General features: G+C 39.5%; 24 protein-coding genes. 5 read left to right on the top strand and 19 right to left on the bottom strand.

The window, feature by feature from the left end; translation table 11 throughout:
- Positions 1-19 precede the first annotated feature (19 nt).
- From AC0VYH_RS06255 to AC0VYH_RS06240, 4 genes are all read right to left on the bottom strand, one after another.
- Complete coding sequence (locus tag AC0VYH_RS06255) at positions 20-634, bottom strand: YesL family protein (RefSeq protein ID WP_475368647.1); 615 nt, start codon at positions 632-634, stop codon at positions 20-22.
- A gap of 239 nt (positions 635-873) precedes the next feature.
- Complete coding sequence (locus AC0VYH_RS06250) at positions 874-4647, bottom strand: GH32 C-terminal domain-containing protein (protein ID WP_475373457.1); 3774 nt, start codon at positions 4645-4647, stop codon at positions 874-876.
- Between the two features lie 562 nt (positions 4648-5209).
- Positions 5210-6082: an HAD family hydrolase gene (locus tag AC0VYH_RS06245; protein ID WP_475373456.1), complete on the bottom strand. Its 873-nt coding sequence runs from the start codon at positions 6080-6082 to the stop codon at positions 5210-5212.
- Between the two features lie 355 nt (positions 6083-6437).
- Entirely contained in the window at positions 6438-7529 is a 1092-nt protein-coding gene (locus tag AC0VYH_RS06240) for a YheC/YheD family endospore coat-associated protein (RefSeq protein ID WP_475373455.1), read from the bottom strand.
- Positions 7530-7703: 174 nt separating this feature from the next.
- Here AC0VYH_RS06240 and AC0VYH_RS06235 point away from each other — a divergent pair, with 174 nt between their 5' ends.
- The 3 genes from AC0VYH_RS06235 (at position 7704) to ltaE (ending at position 10830) form a co-directional block, all read left to right on the top strand.
- On the top strand, positions 7704-8297 hold the full coding sequence (locus AC0VYH_RS06235) for a cupin domain-containing protein (RefSeq protein WP_303529763.1): 594 nt from the start codon (positions 7704-7706) through the stop codon (positions 8295-8297).
- Between the two features lie 219 nt (positions 8298-8516).
- A complete protein-coding gene (locus tag AC0VYH_RS06230; RefSeq protein WP_475373454.1) occupies positions 8517-9698 on the top strand; it encodes a macrolide family glycosyltransferase in 1182 nt (393 codons plus the stop codon).
- A 109-nt stretch (positions 9699-9807) separates the two neighbouring features.
- A complete protein-coding gene (gene ltaE / locus AC0VYH_RS06225; RefSeq protein WP_475373453.1) occupies positions 9808-10830 on the top strand; it encodes a low-specificity L-threonine aldolase in 1023 nt (340 codons plus the stop codon).
- A gap of 219 nt (positions 10831-11049) precedes the next feature.
- Here the strand turns inward: ltaE and AC0VYH_RS06220 are convergent, their stop codons facing one another.
- The 15 genes from AC0VYH_RS06220 to AC0VYH_RS06150 form a co-directional block, all read right to left on the bottom strand.
- On the bottom strand, positions 11050-11355 hold the full coding sequence (locus AC0VYH_RS06220) for a hypothetical protein (RefSeq protein ID WP_475373452.1): 306 nt from the start codon (positions 11353-11355) through the stop codon (positions 11050-11052).
- 82 nt (positions 11356-11437) lie between these two features.
- On the bottom strand, positions 11438-11623 hold the full coding sequence (locus tag AC0VYH_RS06215) for a hypothetical protein (RefSeq protein WP_475373451.1): 186 nt from the start codon (positions 11621-11623) through the stop codon (positions 11438-11440).
- A gap of 62 nt (positions 11624-11685) precedes the next feature.
- Positions 11686-12018: a hypothetical protein gene (locus AC0VYH_RS06210; RefSeq protein WP_303529768.1), complete on the bottom strand. Its 333-nt coding sequence runs from the start codon at positions 12016-12018 to the stop codon at positions 11686-11688.
- 190 nt (positions 12019-12208) lie between these two features.
- Complete coding sequence (locus AC0VYH_RS06205) at positions 12209-12451, bottom strand: Spo0E family sporulation regulatory protein-aspartic acid phosphatase (RefSeq protein WP_475373450.1); 243 nt, start codon at positions 12449-12451, stop codon at positions 12209-12211.
- A gap of 397 nt (positions 12452-12848) precedes the next feature.
- Positions 12849-13544, bottom strand: coding sequence for a hypothetical protein (locus AC0VYH_RS06200; RefSeq protein WP_475373449.1), 696 nt, complete (start codon positions 13542-13544; stop codon positions 12849-12851).
- Between the two features lie 322 nt (positions 13545-13866).
- On the bottom strand, positions 13867-14796 hold the full coding sequence (locus tag AC0VYH_RS06195; protein ID WP_475373448.1) for a collagenase: 930 nt from the start codon (positions 14794-14796) through the stop codon (positions 13867-13869).
- A 501-nt stretch (positions 14797-15297) separates the two neighbouring features.
- Entirely contained in the window at positions 15298-15738 is a 441-nt protein-coding gene (locus AC0VYH_RS06190; RefSeq protein ID WP_475373447.1) for an NUDIX domain-containing protein, read from the bottom strand.
- 239 nt (positions 15739-15977) lie between these two features.
- Positions 15978-16514, bottom strand: coding sequence for a small multi-drug export protein (locus tag AC0VYH_RS06185; RefSeq protein WP_475366883.1), 537 nt, complete (start codon positions 16512-16514; stop codon positions 15978-15980).
- A gap of 466 nt (positions 16515-16980) precedes the next feature.
- Positions 16981-17376, bottom strand: a complete 396-nt coding sequence (locus tag AC0VYH_RS06180; RefSeq protein ID WP_475373446.1) for a VOC family protein — start codon at positions 17374-17376, stop codon at positions 16981-16983.
- Between the two features lie 123 nt (positions 17377-17499).
- The gene (locus AC0VYH_RS06175; RefSeq protein WP_475373445.1) at positions 17500-18144 is read right to left on the bottom strand and encodes a hypothetical protein; all 645 of its coding nucleotides are present in this window, start codon (positions 18142-18144) and stop codon (positions 17500-17502) included.
- A gap of 217 nt (positions 18145-18361) precedes the next feature.
- Positions 18362-18529, bottom strand: coding sequence for a hypothetical protein (locus AC0VYH_RS06170; protein WP_283152685.1), 168 nt, complete (start codon positions 18527-18529; stop codon positions 18362-18364).
- Between the two features lie 113 nt (positions 18530-18642).
- A complete protein-coding gene (locus tag AC0VYH_RS06165) occupies positions 18643-18954 on the bottom strand; it encodes a hypothetical protein (protein WP_475366881.1) in 312 nt (103 codons plus the stop codon).
- Positions 18955-18996: 42 nt separating this feature from the next.
- Positions 18997-19152, bottom strand: coding sequence for a hypothetical protein (locus tag AC0VYH_RS06160; RefSeq protein WP_194220706.1), 156 nt, complete (start codon positions 19150-19152; stop codon positions 18997-18999).
- A 164-nt stretch (positions 19153-19316) separates the two neighbouring features.
- On the bottom strand, positions 19317-20774 hold the full coding sequence (locus tag AC0VYH_RS06155) for a CoA-acylating methylmalonate-semialdehyde dehydrogenase (protein ID WP_475373444.1): 1458 nt from the start codon (positions 20772-20774) through the stop codon (positions 19317-19319).
- A gap of 24 nt (positions 20775-20798) precedes the next feature.
- A complete protein-coding gene (locus tag AC0VYH_RS06150) occupies positions 20799-21998 on the bottom strand; it encodes an iron-containing alcohol dehydrogenase (protein ID WP_475373443.1) in 1200 nt (399 codons plus the stop codon).
- A 434-nt stretch (positions 21999-22432) separates the two neighbouring features.
- On the opposite strand from AC0VYH_RS06150, the gene AC0VYH_RS06145 reads away from it, so the two are divergent.
- A complete protein-coding gene (locus AC0VYH_RS06145) occupies positions 22433-23383 on the top strand; it encodes an ABC transporter permease subunit (RefSeq protein WP_475366878.1) in 951 nt (316 codons plus the stop codon).
- On the top strand, positions 23380-24387 hold the full coding sequence (locus AC0VYH_RS06140; protein ID WP_475373442.1) for a hypothetical protein: 1008 nt from the start codon (positions 23380-23382) through the stop codon (positions 24385-24387). Before AC0VYH_RS06145 ends, AC0VYH_RS06140 begins: the two co-directional genes overlap by 4 nt.
- Positions 24388-24590: the final 203 nt, after the last annotated feature.

Raw genomic sequence — 24590 nt, 5'->3', positions numbered from 1 at the left:
TGAGAAATCAACCCTTTGTCTATTCTAGGGTTTTCGTTTCCTTTGGTAGCGATTTCAAAGCGGTCCACATAATAACATAGCAAGACAAACTAATGCCTATTACAGGAATGAGTACTGTTATACGGAAACATATATACGTTAATAACAGTAGTCCTAGGAGCATCATTATCGTTCGTACCGGCCTACCTACCGCTAATATTAAAGCATTTTTCAAGTACTGAAAACTCTTTTGGTCAAAATGGACAAATAACGGAAAGACATACAAAGACGTAATGAAATACAAGACGCTGATAACAACCGTTATATTAACCATAATGCTTTGCAATTGATTGGAGGAGATAAGCTGAACAACTTGAAAATACATGTACAACACCAATCCAAATAAAACATAAAGATACCCCAAAAGATTAGCCTTTATAAATTCCGTTCTAAAATTCCTTACAAAAAGCTTCAATACTGGAAGGTCATTATCTTCTATAATAGTGCGCCGAAGAACAGCAAATAGAGCCGCAGTAGCTGGAAATATCCCCAGTACGATCAAGCCAGTACATGTGAAAAAAAACCATAATAAATTCAACAAAAACAGATTAAACGCCCAGGTGCCAAGTCTTAAATACCAGCGTGACATTACCATGATCATAACCCTCCACTGATTTGATAAATCTTTAGTGAAAACGAAAGGGCAGACGAAATTTCATCCAAATAAATCTTTCACAATACTTTATCATTAGTTTGTTATTAATTGACTGAACCCAAACGCAATTAACCAATTGAGAAAGAAGGAAGTCACTCTCAACTTCCTCTTTCATTTAATAATCCACAGCACACCCGTTAGAAACTAGGAGAGAGAACAAAATTAAGATTCTAGTATTCTTAATTCGATGTAACCCACTGTTGGCGTGTATTCTCTGGATCATATGGTTGAAGCATGATATTCCCATCCTCTGATATAGTCATTGCCTCATCATTGAACACAGATAAGATGGTGACGGTTTGATTATCATTCTCTTGAATGATCCATCTCTGATTATCATAACCAAGGTAATCGTATAATTGAATTTTCTTCTGTACCGAATCAAAATCAATTGCTTTGCTAGCTTTCGCTCGTATGGAATAAGAGTCATGCTCATCACCAGTTGGTATAAGTGTCCAGGTCGTAGGCTCTTCATCAGCAGTGACAGGCACCCCATTTTGAGAAGAAGCTGCATAAAGAGATTGACCTGTTCTTTGATTAATAAAGGTCGTTTCACGTAAAGCAGCTTCAGATACGTTACTAACCTTTACATTTTGAAAGACCGCTCTGCCTCCGAATACATTTAAACCAAAATGTCCCTCTGCAAAGGTTCCATCTCTTATATCCATTATCTTTTCTCCGTCTACATCAATTTGAATACGGGGACCATTAGCTGATATTCTCACATTATAGGTCTTCCCTGGCTGAATAAATGTTGGAACCTTACCGATTACCATACGCTCTTCAAAGCTTCCATTTATTTTATAAAAAAGACGGAAAGCGTTCATATTAGGATCTAAATTAAAATAATAACCACTTCTACCATCTTCACTGGCACGAAAAAGAATAGCACCGGCACCTCCAGATTCATGAAGTGTCATTTCTGCTTCATAAACAAAGTCGCCCCCAGTATTCTCAGCTATATAATTGGAATCACCGGTATGTAATCCGCGAATTCCTTCTTCAGTTGCAACCCATTTGACGGTATCAATATCTGACTTCCAACCAGTAAGATTAGTATTAAAATCCCCCTCAAATACATTCACTTCAAAACTCTCAGACACCTTGTTATTTGGCGTAGAAACTGTAATCGTTGCTTTGCCAGCGCCTGCAGCTTCAATTAAGGCGGTGTTATTAGTAGAAGAGCGAAGACTCACAATATCGGAATCAGACGTTTTCCATTTAAGTTTTTTCGTTCCATTCCCGTTAATACCTTTAGTTGCCGCATTAACAGCTAGCTTATCCCCAATATTCATTTCTTTTTCACGTTTATCAAGTACAATTTGGGGTCCATCTTCCATTTCCCGATCCCAAATATCCTCTAAAGAGTGTACTTTCAAGGAAATAATTTGAACTTGACCACCTTCAGTATAAAAGCTAACTCCCCTGCTCGTTGCATCCGGAAAAATGAGATCTGAAAAAACTGTCTCCCCATCATTAGCAAAAACCTCAATAGACCCGTTATCCACTAGTATATTTAATTTAATTCGCTGATTTTTCGGTTGTAATCCTGTCGTATGGGTTGTAGTAAATTCATTCGAAAAATCCGTCCTGCCTGACTCGGAACGATCCACAAATAATTTCTGTTCCGCATTATTATATCCGACAACAGTTTTTTGTTCAGAACCTTCACGAACGTGAAAACCAAACTCTGTCACATCACTACCAGCAGGAATTTCAATTTCCGCTTCTAATTGATAGGAAGCTTCGTTTACTTTGTTTAATAAATTACTGTCATTCTTTGGAGATACAAGCTTATTCTCTGTTTCAAAAACGGTTCTTTGAATTGTTTCTAATTCTTTAATCGGCGATTGTGCTAGTCTAATGCCTATATCTGTTAAGGTGAGTCGTAGTTCTCTTGGAATCGTTAGTTGACCATTCCATCCTTCTGTCGGGAAGGCAAATGGATAGTCCCAATTCGTCATCCATGCCATCGTAACACGACGGTTATCCGGCATATTTGCAAACGACATAGAGGCATAAAATTCCTTCCCATAATCTGTTTTCAATACCTCTCCAGGTTGATTGTCATTGATGAATTTGCCGTCAGGTGTTAGGTCTCCAATAAAATACTCTGCATCTGATCCCTCTGTATTCGGATTGGCTCCTGTACTAAGCATGAGGACCCACTTCTTCTCTCCTGTATTGTCGACTTCAAGCTGAAACAAATCCGGACATTCCCATACCCCTCCACGAATGTAGTCACCATAGCCGAAGTTCTGGGTGTGTTCCCAGTTAATAAGATCATGGGAAGTGAAAAATCTAATATGATCTCCTCCCGAAACAACCATCACCCAGCGGTCATTCGCTTCATCACGCACCACTTTGGGATCACGAAAATCCCAACCGCCTGGATTTTCTCCATTACTTCCAGGATTCTCTATAACGATCGGATGTTCTTCTGAATATTCCCACGTACGACCTCGATCCGTACTATACGCAAGACCAATTCGTTGATTGCCATTATCGGCATCTGGATTAAAAGAAGTATAATATGCTACCAGTCCTTTACCCCCAGTATCTGAAAATAGGCCGGAATCATTATTTAAATCTGCCACAGCAGATCCTGACCATACATGACCATAATCATTCCATGGCAAAGCTATAGGTAGATGCTTCCAATTAACTAAATCTTCACTAACTGCATGTGCCCATTGTCCACCGTTCTGATGAAACAGATGATATTCACCTTCAAAATAGACTAGCCCATTTGGATCACTTGCCGATTCTCGAGCCGGTGTATAATGATAATCAGGCCTATAATTTTCTTTATAATAACTATCTGAAGAAACTAAGTAAACATCTTGAAAATAAGCTGCACCTCTTAAAACCATCAATCCTGCTAAACCACTAGTATAACTACTATCTGTTAATTCAATTGCGGGATCTGCGTAGCCTTCTAGATAGATTGTGATTTGTTCGTCATTCACTATGATTTCCAAGTGGTGTTTAGTATTGGTTTGTGACTTGAAACTTCGACTAGATTCCCCGAGTACCGTACCATCTGCTTTTTGTAATTGTACTGCAACTTCATCCCCTTGCTTCTTAAGCAAAGCTCGATAGCCCTCTGTTCCAGCCTCATTCATGCGAAATGTAAAACCTGCCTCCATTTGTTTTTCATCAACGGAGACATTACCTTCTAACACGAAGTTGTTGGCCTGTGTGTCATATATTTTCTTAACTATTTCATTCTCTCGCGCTATTCCTTTTAATCCTTTAATGTTTGGTTCCCAATCTCCTTCTTCCACTAGAGACTGACCCAAATTCGTTGCAAGTTCACTCACTTTCACGTTTTGAAATAGTGCAGACCCATTCCAAACATTCAGCCCCAGGTATCCATGATGATGAAGCGATACATTCGAATCTATCACTGGCGTATATAGATCTTCCCAATATACTTTAATATTGTCTTCTACTACTTTCACCTTTAAATGATAGATTTCACCTTCTTGAATGTTAACGTCAAATTCCTCTATTAACCTACTTTCGTCCCGAGCATCACGTAGACGAATCAGTCCTGCATCCGGCACTATTTGAACCATATAGGAATCCCAGCCATCTTCACTAGATCGAAATATCAACGTAGCATCTGCTGATTGATTTAATATCTGTATATCAGATTGGTATATAAAATTTTCTGATTGAACGTTTGAAATCGCCATTACATTCTCATTTGCTCCCGAAGTAAGCTTTAACCCTTGTACTGTATCTTCAAGTGTACCTTCACCATGAATGACCCAATCCGTTAAATTTGTTGATGCTTTAATTGCTGAAACCTCCTCATTTTCCTTTGTACGCTCTGCTTGCACTTCTGCCGTTACCTTATTGCAGATCAACAACATTATCATTAACCCGAATGCAGTAAATATAAGAAATTTGCGAACAATCTCATCATTATTCATTAAACGATTCAAAAGCATAACTCCTCACTATATTTAATGGGGTTAACCATCTTGCTTTACCTTAAATCACCTTCTTTATTCCAACTTGTTGACTCTCATACGAAACATCTACAACGCCAAACAGATTAAAAAATCCTTTTATTACAGAATAATATATCGTAAGCGCTTTCAGGTGTCAACCGGTTGACATAACTTTTATTTTGATAGAAGAAGACACCTTCCTTACCGTATAAATAACTGAGGCAATACTAAATTGAATGAAAGATATTAAGCATTAACGACGCAAGAATAACAGTTATTACACCTAGCGAAATGTTATTTAAGCTATCGACTCGAGCCTTATTTATACGGTATGACCTACATTTTCTTGTTTAGAACCATTTCGAAATTTAATCATATCCTCAATCTTTTTTGGAAATAAAAAACGCAATTCCTACATGAGGAATTGCGTCCGATTGTTGAAGATTATTGTTGTATAACTAGGCTATTATGATGTTGCAGAATCGTTTCTCTTTAGTGAATAAAGAAATCTCATTAGCCTTCTCTCGGATTTAACCGAGTTTTTTATCAATAATCATGTATTTCTAATAGAATCTCGCACGACAATCGACTTCAAATAATGATAAACACCGTCATCATCACACGTAAATTCCGTCACATCGTCGACGATTTCTTTAATTTGGTCCGATGCATTTTTCATGGCTACAGCATAATTGGCAAACTGGAACATCGGTAAGTCGTTGTTACTATCGCCTATGGCAAGCGTCTCTACACCTGACAAGTCAAAATGCTGGAGCATTTCTTTAATGCCAGTCGCTTTGTTTACATTGGCTACCATTACTTCGACGTTATGCGCTGAAGAGATTGACGTTGTAAAATCAATGTCCTGCTTGATATTTTCTAGCTCATCTTTCCATTGATTGATATGTTCTTTCGTTCGAGCGAAGAAATAGAATTTGGAAAACTTATTTCCTTCAATTTGAGCTTTCCAGTTGATCGCTTCTTTGATTGCTTCTTGACGCGAAAGCCATTCATTCAGCCCGACGCCTTCTGGCTGCGGATCTTTAATTTCCTCTTCCATATAGTGACGATCTTGTTCTAAAGCAATGCGATCTCCTCCGTATGGAAAGAGCTCATAATAAATTTTCTGCTCACGCGCTTTTTCAATAATCTTTTCAACTAAGTCAAGCTCGAGTGAATGTTCAAATATGGCCTTACCTTCAACATACCCTGCCATCCCATTTGAAGAGATGATGCCATCCACTTGAAATCCTTCAGGGACAAGCTCTTTAATCTCATCCGCAGCTCTGCCGGTTGCGATAAAGACGTATATGCCATTCTCTCGTAACTCATCAATCACTTGCTTCGTATATTCACTCACCTTGTTATAGTGATTCAAGATCGTACCATCCATATCTATGAAAATAGCTTTTGGGTTCGTTAGCATTGTGAATCCTCCTATATTTTTATCAGTACACTGATTGAATTGCATCTTCTTTCATCTATGAATCTATTCGTAAGGTTACAGATAGACGCAGTTAACATGATTTATCAACTCACAGAGATTGTAGCACGTTGTTTCCCTTTTCGTCATTCTAGCATCTATCATGTTACGCCTCTTCCATTGTACTCTACAAGTTTTTGATACCGATTAGGTTAGAAAATCATCGTACATTATAAAAGGAGCCTATCTTGTTACAGATAAACTCCTCGATATAGAAAGCATAAACAAAAAGAGTAAAGAATTGAGGTAACATTCTTCACCCTTTTTTACGTGTATGTTCAATTATTACGTTAGCTACTTAAAGCCCCTCCATTAAATACCTCCCATACTCAATCGGCGTTCTGAAGACCGCTTCCCACTTATCGTGAAGGAGCTCTCCATCCTCAAACAATCCGCTCACATAGTCTGAGATAAAGTTACATTCAATAAAATAAGGCTTACCCGCTTTTGTGATGCCAATATCGAATCCAAGATCGGCTAGCTTCGGAAAATGGTGATCGAGTACGCGGGCGGTTTGAATTCCTAGCTGTTCAATGCTTTGTAGGAGCGTTTCGTACGAAATTCCTGGATGGGAATGAGGCGCAACAGCTTCAAACGTGTACGTCGTTCCCCCTTGTGCTCCATTCGTTAGAAAGTCTCCCCCATTCGCCACCTTGCACATGACGCCCGACACCTGCCAGTCTCCATTTCGATTCTTTTGAACAGCGACGCGCAAATCAAACGGATGACCGTTAAAATCAGCTAGCGGAATCATCTCCTGAATCATGTACGTATGCGAACGGAGTCGGTTAACGAGCACCGCAGGCAGCGTCTTTTTGAAATCAACTTGTTTGAGCTCGCCTTCCTTTGTTTTATATGAGAGGCGCCATCCGTGCTTTACCCGCTCAACTTTCATCGCGCCAATGCCGAATTCGCCATAGCTTTTCTTGAGAATGAATTGCTTGTAGCGTACAGCCATTTTATTTAAGTTGTTGATCGTAAAGAGCTCCGTCTCAGGCAAGTGGTCTCGAAGATTGTCATGCTTGATCAGGACTTCGTGAACTTTATGCTTCTCCACATCATAATTCGGCACATTGTAAACGACGCGGCCCTCCTTCATTAAAGATTTGATATGCGAACGGTAAGCTGGCAAGTAATCGAGCACGCGTGTATAAATGACTTTCGGCGCTGGAACTTCTTTCACGACAAACGTTTCCTGTTCATACACATAGGCTTTCACCGTCGCGACGCCTGGCTTTAGATCAAAGAATCGAAAATAACAAGGGATCATGCCAAGTTCTCTTGCTGACTTCTCCCAAATCATAAACATGCTGCGCGTGCCACCCTGTAATTCAGGCATCGCCTCATAGGTTGATTTGGGAAGGATAATACCTAGATAGTGATCGCTCACAACGATCTGCCCCCTTCGCTTTAATCTATTGCGAATAGGGGCCGTGTTGTGCCTGGTCGAGTGCATTTATAGGCGCTTCTCCGCCCTATTTCATGGCCAGTGGACTGGCACCTACACCGGGCTTATCCTTTTTCATAGAATAGTAGAGAATTGAAACAGAAATGAGGAGAATATATGACAACTCCAGTATCAGGCTATATTACGGATAACCGAAACTTAGTAGGTCGAAAAGGAAACCCGAACCTTTTTTATGATATAAAAGATAATGTTGCGTTTAAGAAAGATCCTGAAAACCTCATTTATCTCTTAACCTCAGCGCAAATGCCAGCGATGATTGGCGGCTCACTTGCCGAATTAAGAATGTCGAAAGGATCTGTACGCGAGCCGCACTGGCATACAAACTCATGGGAATTGGTATACCTCGCTTCTGGATCCGCAACCGTTGGCATCCTCAACCCGAACAATGATCAATTATTAACGTATCAGCTACGAAAAGCTGGTGAAACGGTCTTTATTCCAATGGGCTATTGGCACTGGATTAAGGCAGATTCGGACGAGACCTTGCTGTTATTATTCTTTAACAACGACCGCTTCCAAACGCAAGATGGCTCTAGCATGCTGACGAAAACCCCTCTGAAGGTTTATGAAGAAGCGTATCGCATAGACCCGAAAACAATGGAAAAAGCGCTAGATCCAATTGAAGGGAAAAGTCCTGTCGTTATCGGACCGCCACCCCCTTTATCACGCAAACGTCGCAGGCGACGATAAACGAGACAGACCTTTGTAATAGGTTCCCTTAACGAAACCTTAGGTAGGATTACCTAAGGTTATTTTTGATGCTATTACTTTGGGAGGATATGGGTGGAATGAAGTTTTAAATTCGTTCGAATATGGAAGAGAGCAACCAAAGGAATTTGGTTTCATTCTTATTGAAAAACAATTATTCTTTACTATGTGACGATAATAAAACTCAAGAGGTGACGACTGATGGCAAATATTCTAATGCTTAACATCCCAGGTGAAGGACATGTTAACCCAAGCTTAGGCATGGCAAAAGCTTTTGCAGATCGGGGAGACAGCGTCTATTATATTTCAACTGAAAAATTCAAAGACCGCCTAGAAGGCGTAGGAGCCAATGTGATTCTTCATGAGGATCGATTAGATGGTTTACACATCAATCATGGTAGTTCAGAAGGAATCAATAACTTTCTACATTTCTTTATTCGCTCATCTTTAGATATCCTCTCGCTTACAAAAGAGTTAGCGAAAGAAGTTTCGATTGATTTTGTTTATTACGATGCCTTTGGTCCTGGTGAATTAGTAAAAGAGTATTTACAAGTACCAGGCTTCTCTTCTTCTTCATCCTTTTTAATCCCAGATGATTATAAGAAAAACCTCCCCCTTCACCCAGACGCGTCGGTGTCATTTGAACTCGATGAAAAAGGGAAAGCTTTATTAGCTAAGATGAAGCAAGCGTTTGGCGTCGCTCCTAAAACCATGTTGCAATTTATGCAAAATCAAGGCGAGCAAACGATGGTTTATTCAAGCGAGTATTTCCAACCTCATTTAAGTGAATTTGGTGAAGGGTATCATTTTATTGGTCCTAGCTTCCCGGAACGAAAAGACGCGACTGACTTCCCACTTGACCAGCTTGAAAACGAGCAGGTTCTTTTTATTTCTATGGGCACAGTGCTCGATCATGTTGAGAGTTTCTTTAATATGTGCATCGACGCCTTTACAGATTTTCCAGGGAAAGTTGTCATTTCAGCAGGATCAAGTGCTGATTTCACTAAAATAAAAGAAGCTCCCGATCACTTCATTATTCGAAAATATGTTCCTCAGCTAGATGTGTTGCAGCATACGAACGTGTTCCTTACCCACGGAGGAATGAACAGCACTAATGAAGCGATTTACTTTGAAGTTCCGATGGTGGTGCTCCCTCATGATAAGGACCAGCCTTTGGTCGCTGCACGCCTCGCAGAACTACAAGCCGGATATCCTATTTTCCCACCGAACGTAACAATCGAATCGCTACAGCATGCAGTGAATCAAGTCATTCATAACGCGAACTATCAGCTAGGCATCCGAAAGATCAAAGAGAGCTTTCAAGCCTGTGGCGGACCTAATGAAGCATTAGAAATCATCGATCGCCACCTTGCGTCGAGATAACAGGATCATAAAGCCTCCCCGTTACGAAGTTGATTCACTTATGAAATAACCGTATACTTTTGATGGATACTAGTAGACTATTACTTAATGAAGACGGGGAGGACGAATCGTGATCGATTTGCGCAGTGATACGGTAACGAAACCAAATGAACAAATGAGAAAAGCGATGTACGAAGCTGAAGTAGGCAATGATGTGTATGGAGAAGATCCTACGGTTAACAGGCTCGAACAAATCGCTGCAGAAACGCTAGGAAAAGAAGCGGCTTTATTTGTCACGAGCGGCACGCAAGGAAATCAAATTGCTGGTTTAGTCCACTGTCAGCCTGGTCAAGAAGTGATTATGGAATCTCAGGCGCACTTATTCCTATATGAAGCGGCAGCACTGTCCGCCTTTGCTGGTGTACAAATTAAGACGATCGATGGGAACCGCGGTGCGATGAATCCAGGCGATGTTGAAGCAGCTATCCGAGGCGAAGATATTCATCAGCCGGAAACAGGATTAATCTGCATCGAAAACACCCACAACAAAGCAGGCGGCGCAATTGTTCCTCTTGAGAATATGGAGCAAATCTATCAACTATCAAGGAAACATCAGATCCCTGTTCACTTAGATGGGGCACGATTATTCAATGCTTCTGTAGCAGCGCAAATTCCCGTAAAAGAATTTGCGAAGTATACGGATTCTGTTCAGTTTTGCTTATCAAAAGGGCTCGGCGCACCAGTTGGTTCCATGATTGCCGGTACTTCTGAATTTATCGGGAAAGCTCGAAAATGGCGTAAGCGCCTTGGCGGCGGTTTAAGACAAGCAGGTGTTCTCGCTGCACCAGGCATTATTGCTCTCGAAGAAAACGTGAAGCATCTTGAGATGGATCACGAGAACGCGAAGTATCTTGCTGATGGTCTTCAGAATATTAAAGGGATTGTCCTTGTCAATCAAGTGGATACGAACATACTCTTAATTGATATTACGAATACGAAGAAAACGACAGAAGATTTTATCCACCGTTTAAAAGAACACGGCGTTTTAGCGGGTGCGTTTGGTTCGAACGTGATTCGATTTGTAACGAATAATGGGATTACGAAGAAAGACATGGATGCTGCATTATCGGCTGTCCGAAAAGTTGTAAGTTAAATTCCAATTTATTCATTTCACATGTTTATAGATTGAAAAAAGACCCACAAAATCATCATTCATTTTGTGGGTCTTTTATGTTGATAAATCAATTTTTTCACGTGTAATGCGATAAAAAGTTTAACCGAAATAAGATACATAGGTAAGAGATAGAATCTGAAACTATCCCTACTTGAAATAACCCTTACGAATCAACCTTCGCAAGATATTATTAGCTACTTATGGATATTTATTTCCTTCCTTGCTATAAATTTCATAAACAAAGTACCCAACTAAATAACCTAGTGCCGCACCTAAATTAACGGAAGATAGTAATGAGAACGAGAAATACATACCAACCACTACACCAATACCAGCCCCCAAAAGCATTCCGATTGGGATGAGACTATCTAATAAAAGTTGAGCAGCTTTTGAATTTTTCTTCCCCAGATTGCCTTTATTAGATTTATACTTTAGGCTTTCAATCACAAAGACAATTATTATGCCCATTAAGACAAGAGGTGCTATTGTCTCAGCTATCCACATAATCAAATCTCCTCCCCTAAGATCATACCTGCCACTCAATATCTTCTTATGGAACTTTTATAACAAAAATGCTCCACCTCTTTTAATCGAATAGGAAATTCCCAACCAATCCAATCAATAGCATGATAATCAAACTCCCAAACAGAAAATATCCGATTAACTTAATAGGTAAGGGCAGTTTTCCACCTCTTGATTTTGGAAAACCTTCAATGTTTTGCTTATGAGCTATAGCATCATTGAATGGTTTATTTTCGTTTTCGTTGTTCATAGAGAATCTCCCTCCTCCTCTTGATAGAAGTTAATCAACTTTCGTAACCCCCCTCGTCTCTATTACTCTCGTTTCCCACTGATTCGCTTACTATACATCCAATAACATACAAAATAGCTACCCACCAAAAGAAGTAAATAGAATAACTCTGGATGATTAAATGGAGCGTTTTCTAGAGGTCCTGTTCTTAAGTCGAAAAAGCTTAAGACCACATTTATCACAAAGACGGTTAGTAAGAAAATCCAACTTCCTACAATCGCTTTTTGTTTAATGAATCGAGAGCGTTCATCATTGGTTTTTGAACCACTTCCATACTCTTTATCTCCAGTAAACCAGCCAATAATTAAAAATAGACTAAATCCAACTAAAACAGACACACCCCATTCGTTTAACATTGTTACCACCTCTTCCATTTAAAATAGAAGCTTATAACTAATCTCTTCAATAAGCCGTCTCCCTAAAAAAAATGAGATAGAATTATGCTTTGTTCACTTAACAATCATGAACAAAACTAATCTATCTCAAATTTACATATTACACATTTATAGCGGCTAGCTTTTGCTTTCCTAAAATAACAGTTTGTATTTAATTTGAGTATGTTGGCTGACTTTCTTTATACTCTCCAAATTGGTAGCGATTAAGTAGTCGATCAAGCTCCTGGCTAGCCATTAATGTCTGTTTATGTGTAAAGCCATGAGCTAACACCTTTAAAGATAAAAGAGATTTTTTTTCATCGATCAGATCAAGAAGATCTGCACGATTATAGCATTTGATTGGCGATTTAAACGCTTCCCTTCCTAAATTAATGTTGGAGAACAAGAAGTACATATAAACAGCGTGCTATATATGGATTCTAAGGAATGGGCCAAATAATAGTGCTCAAAATATAAAATATAAAGATTTTCATTCCTACAAGTTCATTAATCAACATGTATATAACGCTATTAAATTAGTACGATAATATAGTAATTCATGTAATAGTTTACTATATTTTGCAAAAAGAAAATATAAAAAAAGAAATATTGCGAAAGAAATATTTGTGCTAACTCCAATAGCTAACTTACCATACTTTATAACGATTATGGCATCATGGCTTCAATTGTCTTCAAATTTTAACCTGTTGGGGATAGAGAATTGTCTTAATCTTATTTTCATATCCAACATAGTGTGGGCACAATATGCCTTCTAAAACGAAACACTGATTAACATAAATCCGCTACTCAGATTACTGACTATTCATTTTGTTGATGATCTCTATGATTTCTTCATTATCACCTGTATCAACGTTTACAAGCTTTGTATTGGTAATAATATCTTCCATTTCCTTCTGAATTTCTTCTTTATCTATATCTTCAGGAGGAGGAAAGCCACCATACCAGCGCAAAGGAACGTTATATACATTAATCGTGCCATCTCCGTTACCACTATACGTAACGATGCCATCGACGATACGAGAACCACGTAATTGAACAACATCTTCTGGATAAGTGAGACTGTTCTCATCATCAGGATCAAGAGGGGAACCAGCGGATATAAGTTGAACATTTAATTCATCTATTTCTTGATTCGGTCCTAGCTGTGACCAGACACGAGCGTATTCAATTTCCTTGGAGGAGTAATCATCTAACGCATGATTTTCTTCATTTTCATCTGCGGAATTTGACTCACCGCTTTTTGGTTCTTCAGAAGAGGTTTCTTTATCATCTTCCTGAGAAGTGTCTTCTGACGTTGATGAAGATGCATCTTCGTTTACTTGATTACCCTCTTCCACTTCAGTCGCTTCTTCCGTTGATAAAGAAGCGTCATTCTCAGCAGCATTTGCATTTAATTTGGCATTCGTATTATCTGAACACCCTGCAAGTAATAGAATAAACAATAATAAGGACATATGACAATAAAAAAGCTTTACCTGTTTCTTCATTCGATCATTCCTTTTATTTATTATCTTGTCTAACGATTAGTAATAAAAAATGAAATCATCTCATTCGATCAACATCACGATCATCTAAGTGCCTGTACCAAATGCCTCTGCAAATTTTCTCCCCATAAAAATTCCCTAAATTTACAATTAATTTCCACACTATCATCCATTATTTCAGATTATTCTCATTAACTCAAGTATCAATTTCATTTAAATCAAACCTTTTTGTAGCGCTTATTTAATCAACAAAAGAAGACTATTGGTATCAAGGTATAAGAAAAGAAACATATTTAAGGCATTTACTTAGTATGCTTTCACTCCTTCAATGAAAGCTTCCTATTCTATCCTTTTCCTTCCCTAACTGTATTTCCAGTTTTTCATATAAACGATCATAGTGAAGTCCAGTTACATCAGCGAAACTTTCTTTAAAATCACCTGAATCATTCGTTGCATCGATAATTTCTTCAATCACTTCTTCCCCTTGCTCATCTATAAGAAATTTGATCGTGAAATAACTTTGATCGTAGACGTTCGTCTCTTTTTGCTCTCTAGCAGCTGCCCATTGTTCATGACTTCTAAGCTGATCATAAGTCAAAAGCTTAAAGTCACTTACTTCTATAGTAGTTTGATCATTTGATATATACTCAGCAATTCCTTCCTGAAACCATAGAGGATATTTATCCAATCCTAAAGGCGTACCAGCCACTTTTTGATCTAACATATAATGCGTATATTCATGTAATATCCTTTTCTGAAAAAAATAGAGTGGCGTTTCCTTACCATCCAATATTCCTTTCTTATCATCGATCCTAACAGCGATGAATAACCCATATTGATCATAAAAACCAGATACATGATTTAAATCAGAAATACTTTCGAAATCCTTTTTATTATGAAAGAAGAGAACATCTACGTCTCTTCCATCAATATCGCCCAATATGTCTGCATTTCTATGCTTAGCCCAATGTAACGTATCCATAATTAAAGGAAATAGTTCAGCATCTTGATCATCAACATAGATAGACATGTTTTCATAGACTTTCATTTCTTTAGAATGCTTTGCTTTTCTCTCCAACTTCCCATCAAAGTTCAAACTAAGGCCAAATTTAACTGCTTGAAAATAAGTAATAGGTTCACCTGAATTTTCTTCAATCACATTATGTAATAAGATGACCCCAGCTAATAAAAGCAGTAGAAGGAGAGAAAGTAGGCTTGAAAAAATAATGATAACGATTTTAATAGTTTTATTCATATGAACCCCTTTGTTCTTTCTCATTTCTTCTTACAGCTTATCTACGAAAAGTTGATATTGAGACATATTCTATCGTTACATCATTCGACTCACCTATGTACTACCTGAAGAAAACCCAAACCAATACTAATAAAATCGCTACTATTACCCAGATCAAAGCTTGTTGATTTTTCACGTTTTTCCCTCCTTCCATCCCACTTTGTCAAAAGCTAAGACTACTTAGCTTGTAATCAGAACAGCTGACAAATGCCGACGCACAGAAAGATATAACGGCATTCCCTTTTCTCCCAACCTTCATCTCATTTCTTTTTTGATTTAAATTTTTCTAATCTTTAGAACTAATTATTTCAAAATAGGTAGAATAACTCAACGTTCCATTCAATAAATAAGAAGCTTATCTTATGATTGATAAGCTTCTTAACAGTTATTTTTAGTAACCACACATCACAAAGTAACTTCTATATTACTCCGACTCCCCTTCCCTTGCCCAAGCATCCTCATTTAACGAATAAAGGCCAGATCTCTTTTTTCAAGTGCATCCTTCAACCATCGAGGGTGCATGGTTAATAAGTTCTGTGGTAAACGTGACTGTCCAAAAAATTGAACATCAAGTGATTCGGCAGAGTTGCATCGAAGTTCTCCACCTGTCACTTCAGCAAGGAAGCATGTTGTAATAAAATGAACAACTTTCCCATTTGGATAATGAAAAACCTGTGAAGTAGGATCAGAGTAAACACCGATGATCCTGGTAATCGTTATATCCAAATTTGTTTCCTCTTTTACCTCTCTGATGGCTGCTTCAGAGACTGTCTCACCTATTTCGATATGACCCGATGGAATCCCCCATTGCCCCACATCGGTTCTTTTCTGTAATAAAACCTCGTTTTCTTCATTCAAAATAATCACTGCAACACCAGCTTTTAGTTCATCGATTGTCGACATAAACAATACCTCCTTTAAATAATAAAAAAGGCCCGAAGAGAAAGATTTCAGCGCAGTACAAATACGCTGAACCTTTCCCCTCGGACCTTTTATGTCAATAGGTGCCTTTTACTTATGTAAAAGATGTAGCCCTCGGTCACTAGCCTATCTCGATAGCGGAACCCTAGCTACAATTTTCCAGTTCATATTTACTTTACAACACATAACGATAAAGTTAAAGGTATTTTCACATGATCATGCTAGTTAGTGAATAGACGAACTAAAACACCATCATCTTCCACGTCATGTACAAAAAATCCAACTCCATAGCTTGATGCTACAGCCATAATCACAGTCCAAAGTACTAAACTCGTCATCATCCAGCTGGTGACCAGCTTTCTTTTTGAACCGAAGCTCATTCCCATAAACGCTGAAATATGTGAGCCGACGAAAAAGGGACCGATGATTGTTAAGCCTGGCAAACCATACTTATCAAAAAGAACTCTTGCACGTTTCTCCTTCTTCGACTCTTGCATTTCCTCGACATGTGCTTCTGTCGTCTCGCCCTCCTCCTGAACCACATCCTTCGTACGCTTTTGTTTTCGTTTCTTCCGCCATACTTTAAATTTATCTACAAATACAATTAACAAAACAACTGTCAAAGCATTTCCTAAAAAAGCAAGTATGCCTGTTAGTACTGGCGACAGCCCACCGATGATCGCTAGTGGGATTACAGCAACAAGTTCAAATAACGGAATCGCTGCCAAAAGAAACACTAAAAAATACGATAAAAACATCGTCTCCATTCCCCTCTAAAATAAGTCATTTCTCACTAAGTAGCCAATCATTCCACGAACAATTATCCCTATACCTAAACTATTCGTAAGGACCCAATCGTATCCTCAAGTATGAAGAGCACTTACCTAATAGGAACAGCCATATTACCTTCGCCACCTATCCAATCTTGAAGACCTTTCACGGACTAAGTACCGTCACCTCCTCTCCTTCTTCTTTCATCTCGAAAATGCTATTTAATCGTTAACTAGAAATCAATAATTCACAATTATTCGCCAATTACCCAATACCAATTATTTCAAATTCATCTGAATAACTCAATCTTTAATTTTGATAAATATGGAAAACTTTTCAACAGTCCAAAATAAATCGTCCAAGCTTCACTATTTCATCCGTTCAAAACTCTCCATCAATTAGCATTTAAAAAAGAACCCTTTAAAAAGGGCTCTCTCAACTGTTTATATTAAATTATTTTGCATTCTCATCCGGTTGATGAAGACCAAAGATATTTCCTTCCGTGTCAAGGTAATAGGCCTGCCACGCCATTCCAGGCAATGCGTATTTGCCCATCGCTGTTTTGCCACCATTAGCAAGAACTTTCGATTCAGTAGCATCCAAATCTTCCACGCCCATTGTACAAGCATACCCATTGATTGCAGCGTTACCTTCTGGAGGTGGACCTTGCCGTTTCATCAACGCTCCATCGATTCCTGGCTCTTTTGCATCACCAGTCACCACGCCAAGATAAGGCATGCCGGCATATTCACTCCAGTCTTCAAACTTCCAATCAAATACGTTTCCATAGAACTTCTTAGCCCTATTCATGTCATCTACATGAATTTCAAAATGAACAACTCGTCCCATAATTCCCTCCTAATTTCAGCAAGATTTGAGAAGGACATCCGGTTATGTTATCTGCTCTTATGTATCCTTCAAGTATCTATATTCGAGTCATTATGTCATACTCCTTTACGACTTTTGGTCCAATTACTCTTCCATCTCCAAATTGTCTTTCCATTCCAATTGAGCAACAATCGCATATTCCGCCGTTTTTACTGATTCAGTCAAAGTTTTGACATCGCTATGGTTCACTGACGACATTTGGTTCTCACTCGATCCAATCAAGTACGCCAAATACACCGTTTCTCCTTTAGTGATCGTGACTTCTTCTTCTATCTGTTCAAAGATAAATCCGCCCAGCTCTTTAGGCATATTGGTCGATCCTTTGCTGTATCCATCCGGTGACCCCATTGTAAAGTAAGCTACTTTTTCTTCCATTTGAAGTTGGAATGAGTGAAGAGCTTTATTGAAACGCTCTTGTTTATAATCTCCACCCCAGGTAACAAACTCTTCTTTTCCATCTTCTCCGTCTTTGTATACAACGATCGAAGTCACGAGCGCTTCTCCTTCTCCTACGGTCCCATCCACCGTATAAAAGGTTTTGAAATCGACTCCCATTTGATTCACGATGCTTTGCTCACGTTTTGATAGTTTGGCAGGCTTAATGTGTAAGGAACTTGCAGAAGTCTCTTGAGTAGAACCTTTCTCCTCCTGCTTCCCTTCATTGCTGCCTTCATTCGTACATGCTGCTAGAAGCAGAAATACTCCTAGTAAAGTGATAAATCGTTTCATCTTTGTTCCTCCGTCTTTCTATTTCAACCTATTGATTTGCCCTTTCTAAAACCACAATTCTCCTTTACGAAAGACCCCCACTTAGGAGGAGAGAAGAGTATAGCTTCTTATAATTTAATGATGCAACGAATCGACTCATCACCTTTTTGGTGTGCCCCCATATTATTTCATCTCATAAAAAAATAATCGCTCAAAACCAAAGCGATTACTTTTCTTTTCATTCAGTACTGTCCTTATGATGTTCTAACTTCTTTATTTCCAACTCAATCTTCTTAGCTTCAAGCTCTAGCTCTTTCATTTTTATATCTTTTTCTGTTTTCTTAACATAGCCATAATAGATGAGCGATAAACCAACGACGATCGTAAGATAAAAGAATAAACCCAATTTTTCATCCCCCTAATGTGATTAGTGTTTGCATATGCTACACAATCATATATTTGTTTCGATCGGAGCTGCAAGTCTGTATTATATAAGAGCTCCTCTTTACTAAAATCCCCTTAATAATATGTGGTAATGGTTAAGACAAGACTAAAAATCGTAAATAGCACTGAACCATAAAAAACAGCACCTACATTTACTTTCAGTTCATTATCTTCTTGAACTTTCCACCCTGCCTCGCTTGCCTCAGCAGTAGCCCCTTTTGATAAAAATCCTCCGCTACTGTTAAAGAAGTAAAGCACAATGGTAAGCCCTAGAGCAATAAAGAAGCTCCATTCACTAAATGAAAAAGAAATGAATACACTTGCAGCCCATACGAGTATACCGATCACAAGCGATGCAATCACTGACCTTAAAATGACCTTTTTCACACATATCTCCCCTTCTTCTCATTAAGTTAATATCCAAAAATATTAAACAAACAAATGACGTAAGAACAAAAAGCCGTATAGTAGCGCTCCACCAATGAAAGTAAGCAATCCAACCAATAGAAAACCATAGACTAATCCCTTTCCCATGGCAAATAAGTCTAGAAACAAATTCTTAACTGAATGAAATAGTGTTTGCATAGCGCACTCCTTGAACATTTATCCCTTTTGTTATCTTAATTAGTTATACGAATGAAACGCATCAAATGTTTCACCCTCACCACATTATTCCTTCTTCCCATAATACAAAAGGAGCAGAGAGGTTCTCCTCTCTGCTCCTTTTGTGTTATTTTAATTCTTGTTGCTTACCACCTGGCCGTTAACATCTTTCTTCTCGTATAAAATTCCACTCCGTCTGATCCGTTCGCATGAAGATCGCCATAGAAGGAATTCTTCCAACCTGAGAACGGGAAGAAAGCCATCGGGGCTGGTACGCCAATATTTACGCCTAGCATGCCAACTTCGATGTTTTCTCTGAAATATCGAACGTTGCTTCCGTCCTTTGTAAATAGGCAAGCCCCGTTTCCGAAGTCGGATTCATTCGTGAGCTCGATCGCTTCTTCTAGATTTTTCACTCGCACAATTGATAGCACTGGCGCGAAGATCTCGTCCTTCCAGATTTGCATAGAGGAGTTTACGTGATCAAAAATCGTTGGTCCGATAAAGTAGCCTTCATCGTTGTATGCTTCGTCGTTTCGGCCGTCGCGAATGAGCGTAGCACCTTCCTCCTGACCTTTACGGATATAGCTTTCCGTTCTTTCTTTATGTTCTTTACGGATAACCGGTCCTAAGAATACGTCTTCATCAAGGCCGTTGCCGATTTTTATTTCATCGGCTTTTTCGTTTAACTTTTGAAGCAATGGCTCCACAACATCATCTACCGCCACAACAACGGAGCAAGCCATGCATCGTTCGCCTGCAGAACCGTATGAAGCAGCGATGATTTCTTTAACCGCAGCGTCAAGATCAGCGTCAGCCATTACGATGGAATGGTTCTTCGCACCGGCAAGTGCCTGAACGCGTTTGCCGTTCGCAGCACCTGTTTTGTAGACATATTCGGCGACGGGCTGTGAGCCGACGAAGGAAATCGCAGGCACATCTTTGTGCTCTAGAAGCCCATTCACAACGTCATGTGCTCCGTGAACAATATTCAGAACGCCATCCGGTAAGCCCGCTTCTTTAAAGAGCTCTGCTAAGCGGTTTGCGAGTAGCGGCGTCCGCTCAGAAGGTTTAAGGACGAACGTATTCCCCATCGCGATTGCAAGTGGAAACATCCAGCACGGCACCATCATCGGGAAGTTAAATGGCGTAATGCCGCCTACAACACCAACAGGATAGCGATACATGCCTGATTCGAGATTCGTTGCGATATCCGGAAGCTGCTTGCCCATCATTAACGATGGCGCCCCGGCTGCAAACTCAACGCATTCGATCCCGCGCTGCACTTCACCCTGTGCTTCTTTAAAACTTTTACCATTCTCTTTTGTTAGCAATCTCGCAAGCTCGTCCCAATTGTCGACGAGCAGCTGCTGGTATTTAAATAGAATGCGCGCGCGTTTCGGAACGGGCGTTTTACTCCAGGTTTTGAAGGTAGCCTTCGCTACTTTCACTGCTTCATCAAGATCTGCTTTCGTTGAAATCGGAACCTGAGCAAGCTCCTCCCCTGTTGCCGGATTTGGTACTGCTTGAAATTGATCGGTTTTCGCATCGACCCATTTACCATTAATATAGTTTTGTAGCACGTTCGTTGCCGTCGTAGCCATGTTTTCATTCCCCTTCCAGTTGTGTTAGCGAACCTTTTCTTCACTTATAAATGCGTAGTCATAGCAAATCTCATAAAGTTCTTCTAATTCCGCCTGTGTAGGCAAGCGAGGATGATGTGCTGGGCTCCCGCTGTCTAATGCGTCTGCTGCCATTTTGCTAATAACCTGCTTGAACGTCGTCTCATCAATTCCCCAGGATTTTAAGTTCGGGATATTTAATGAGGCACAAAGACTTTTGATAGAAGAAACCGCCACATCTGCCGCTTCTTCATTTGAGAGTACCTCGCTTTCTTCTGTTTGAAACAATCTCCCGAGATCAGCGAGTCGATCGGCGCAGGAATCCTTACTGTATTCGAGTACAGCTGGAAGCAGCATCGCATTTGAATATCCATGCGGCACGTGAAAAAGAGCACCGATTGGACGCGACATGCCGTGCACAAGACAGACGGAAGCATTTGTAAAAGCCATACCCGCCTGGAGAGCACCTAAACTCATCGCTTCTCGTGCATCGAGATTCTCCCCATCATTGTAAGCGCTTTTAATATGACCGATAATGTGTCCAATCGCAGATAAAGCAAGCGTGTCTGTCATCGGATGAGCTTGCTTTGAGAGGTACGCTTCCACCGCATGACTGAGGGCGTCAATTCCTGTTGCCGCGGTGACATGCTGTGGCGATGAGCGCGAGAGATACGGATCCACAATCGCAACTTCTGGCATGAAGGCGGGCTGTTTGATCATCATTTTCACATCAGTCGTTGTATTCGTAATAACGGTCACGTCCGTTGCTTCTGAGCCAGTTCCCGCTGTTGTTGGAATAGCGAGATGCGGTATCGGCGCCTTCTTTGCCATCGTTCTGTTCGCGCGATAGTCACCTATGTATCCTCCATTCGTCGCAAGAACGGCGATGGCTTTCGCCGTATCGATACAACTTCCCCCACCTAATGAAATAACGATCTCACAGTTCGTGTTTCGGAAAAGCACAAGCGCTTCAGACACATAATCGTCCGTTGGTTCAGACGCAACACCCGTGTAGATCTCACTTTCCACTCCCACCTGCTTCAAATAATCCTGACAATCCGTGACATAACCGAGATTCATCATCACCTCATCACTAACAATAAGGGCTTTCTGACCGCGACGAGCTGCTTCTGCGCCAATTTGTTTAAACGAATCTCTTCCATAGAGAATCGTTTGAGGTGTACGAAAAACCGCAAACTGTTCCACCATATCTCTCCTTTTCTTAAGTTCCTTAAGTATGAAGAACGTGCTGTTATCTGCGATGTTTTCAATATTGACTTGTCTCTTTACACTACTTTCTTGATATGAGGAGCTCATTCCTACTCATCGGTGAGAATTTCATCGTTTGTTTCGTTCAACAGCTGGTAATAAAAAGCATCCTAAGATTAAATGAGTTCCGTTTTGCTAGGTAAATAAACTGATAGAACATGTTTTAGGATGATGGTACCTAACATAATGTTAAAAGAGAAAAAAGGATCCACCCCATTTATTCCGAATACATATTATGTAAGTTCCATTAAGATCTATGCTGCTATTTCAAATCGATAATAATGGAAATATCACTGCACATCGTAATAGGAATAAGTTAGAGAGCTTACCAGCGAAAACTAAGATCATTCAATTATGAAAGGAGGGCCGTGATGAAGAAGTCACTTACCTTGCAGATTGCATTCCAATTTCTATTAACTTCAATAGGCATCCTACTAATTGGCTCACTTCCTTACTTGTTTTTTAATATGAAATCGCAACTAAACGTGCTCAAAATGATTGATAACAATTCGTTAAACAATACTTCGTTTTTATATGACACCATCGTACTTAATTTTGATGCATACGTTCATCACATGCTTCATCTCTTAAACGTCATCCTAACTGGCAATACCATTGAGTACTACGTTCGGGGGAGAGAGTTACCTTTATTCCCGGAATTCATGGATGTTTACCTTACTTCTATGTTTTACCTATTCATTTCTATCGTCCTAGCTCTTATCTTAGGAATCCTTCTTACATTCCTTACAATGTTACTTCCAGTTCATAAAAGAACTCTTCCTAAGGCTTTTCTTTTTATTATTGAATCATTGCCGGACATTTTTGTGATTTTAGTTGCACAATTAGGCATTATTTGGGTCTATAAAAAAACAAACTTTCTCCTTTTTAACATTTCCAGCGGTTTCGATGAAAACGCGATCGTTCTTCCGGTCCTAGTTCTATCACTACTGCCTGGTATATACATATATAAGTATTTGTTGTTGTCCTTTGAAGAAGAGGAGAAGCTTCTTTACGTAGAACTAGCACGAGGAAAGGGATTAAAGCGATCAAGAATTTTAGTGTTACACGTTTTTAGGAACTCCATTTTAACCTTATTTAACCATTTTAAAGGTGTCTTTCTTTTTGCAATCGCTAACTTATTAATGTTGGAGATTATCTTTAATATTAATGGGTTTATGACCTTTATTTTTGAGAATGGGGTACTGAATCCTGAAATACTAACCATGGGGCTGTTTATGGTATTTATCCCTTCTTTTATCATGTTCACAACAGGAAAAGTTACGCTAGAACACTACTTCAATATTGGTGGGAAGAATATATGAAGAAACAATTAATCCAACGCCCGTTGTTAATAGGAGGCACTCTCTTTATCTTATTCCTCCTTATAGGAAGTTTCGTATACACCACGTTTGCAGATCCGGCTCCACCTGAAAAAGTATTGTATGATGAGAATCATAATGCCATTGCCTTAGCACCTTTTCCGCCCTCCCTACAGTTTCCATTAGGGAGTGATCTCGATGGAAATAACTTCTTACTCATGCTACTCGAGGGGGCCAAGTATACCATTGGACTATCCATCATCGTTGCCTTTGGGCGAATGGTATTCTCATTCTTAGGCGGATATCTTTTGTTTAGGTTACCGAGTGCTTTTCGAAAACTGTTAGCTGGGCTTGCAGATGCGCTTCACTATGCGCCGGTTACGATTTTTACCTACATATTGATCGCTCCCGTTGTGTTAACCTTCAGCTGGAGCTATGATACCGTAACGAAAGTCGTCTTCCCAATGCTCGTGCTTATTTTCATCAGTGTACCAGTACTTTCCCTTTACATTCAAAATGAACTCGATCTCATATCTAAAAAGGAATTCATAGAAAGCGCTAGGACAATGGGCGGAAGTAAACTTCATATTTTCAAAAACCATCTAGCACCTTTCCTGAATCCTAAGTTACTACTCCTTTTCGTTCAACAAGTCGGACAGGTCCTTGTTGTCTTTGCTCATCTTGGTCTTTTGAAAGTATTCATAGGCGGCACAGACGTCAGAGTTATTGAGTATGACATGGACACTGGAAAAGCCTTCACGGACTCATTTTCGATGTCAAATGAGTGGGCAGGGCTGATCGCTCAAAATTTCCAATACGTCTCTTCTTTTCCATGGATGATTCTTGCGCCCGTTACCGCCTTTGCATTAACCATTCTAGCAGTGAACTGTATCGTATATGACTTTACCTATCCTAAGCCTCTCAAATTGAAAAGAAAGAAAAAGAAGCTGCATACTTCAACGATAAAAAATGCCATACCACCGGAGAGTTTTGAATTCAAAAGCTAATCCAGTCTCATATAAGAAGTCATTCGATCAAGAATGGCTCTTTTTCATTTCGATTATCTTTGTAATGACGGAAAGGGAGGCGAATGTATTGAGAGCCTCTATCACAAATCCGATCTTGCTCACTCATCATAACTTCAGAAGAGCTTCATTTACAAAACCAAATGAAATAAGGAGCTTATCTTATGATTGATAAGCTCCGAGAT

This window comes from Anaerobacillus sp. QJM3NY_32 (genome assembly GCF_056173645.1).
The sequence above is the reverse complement of the archived record's forward strand: the minus strand, read 5'-3'. Positions and strand labels throughout refer to the sequence as shown.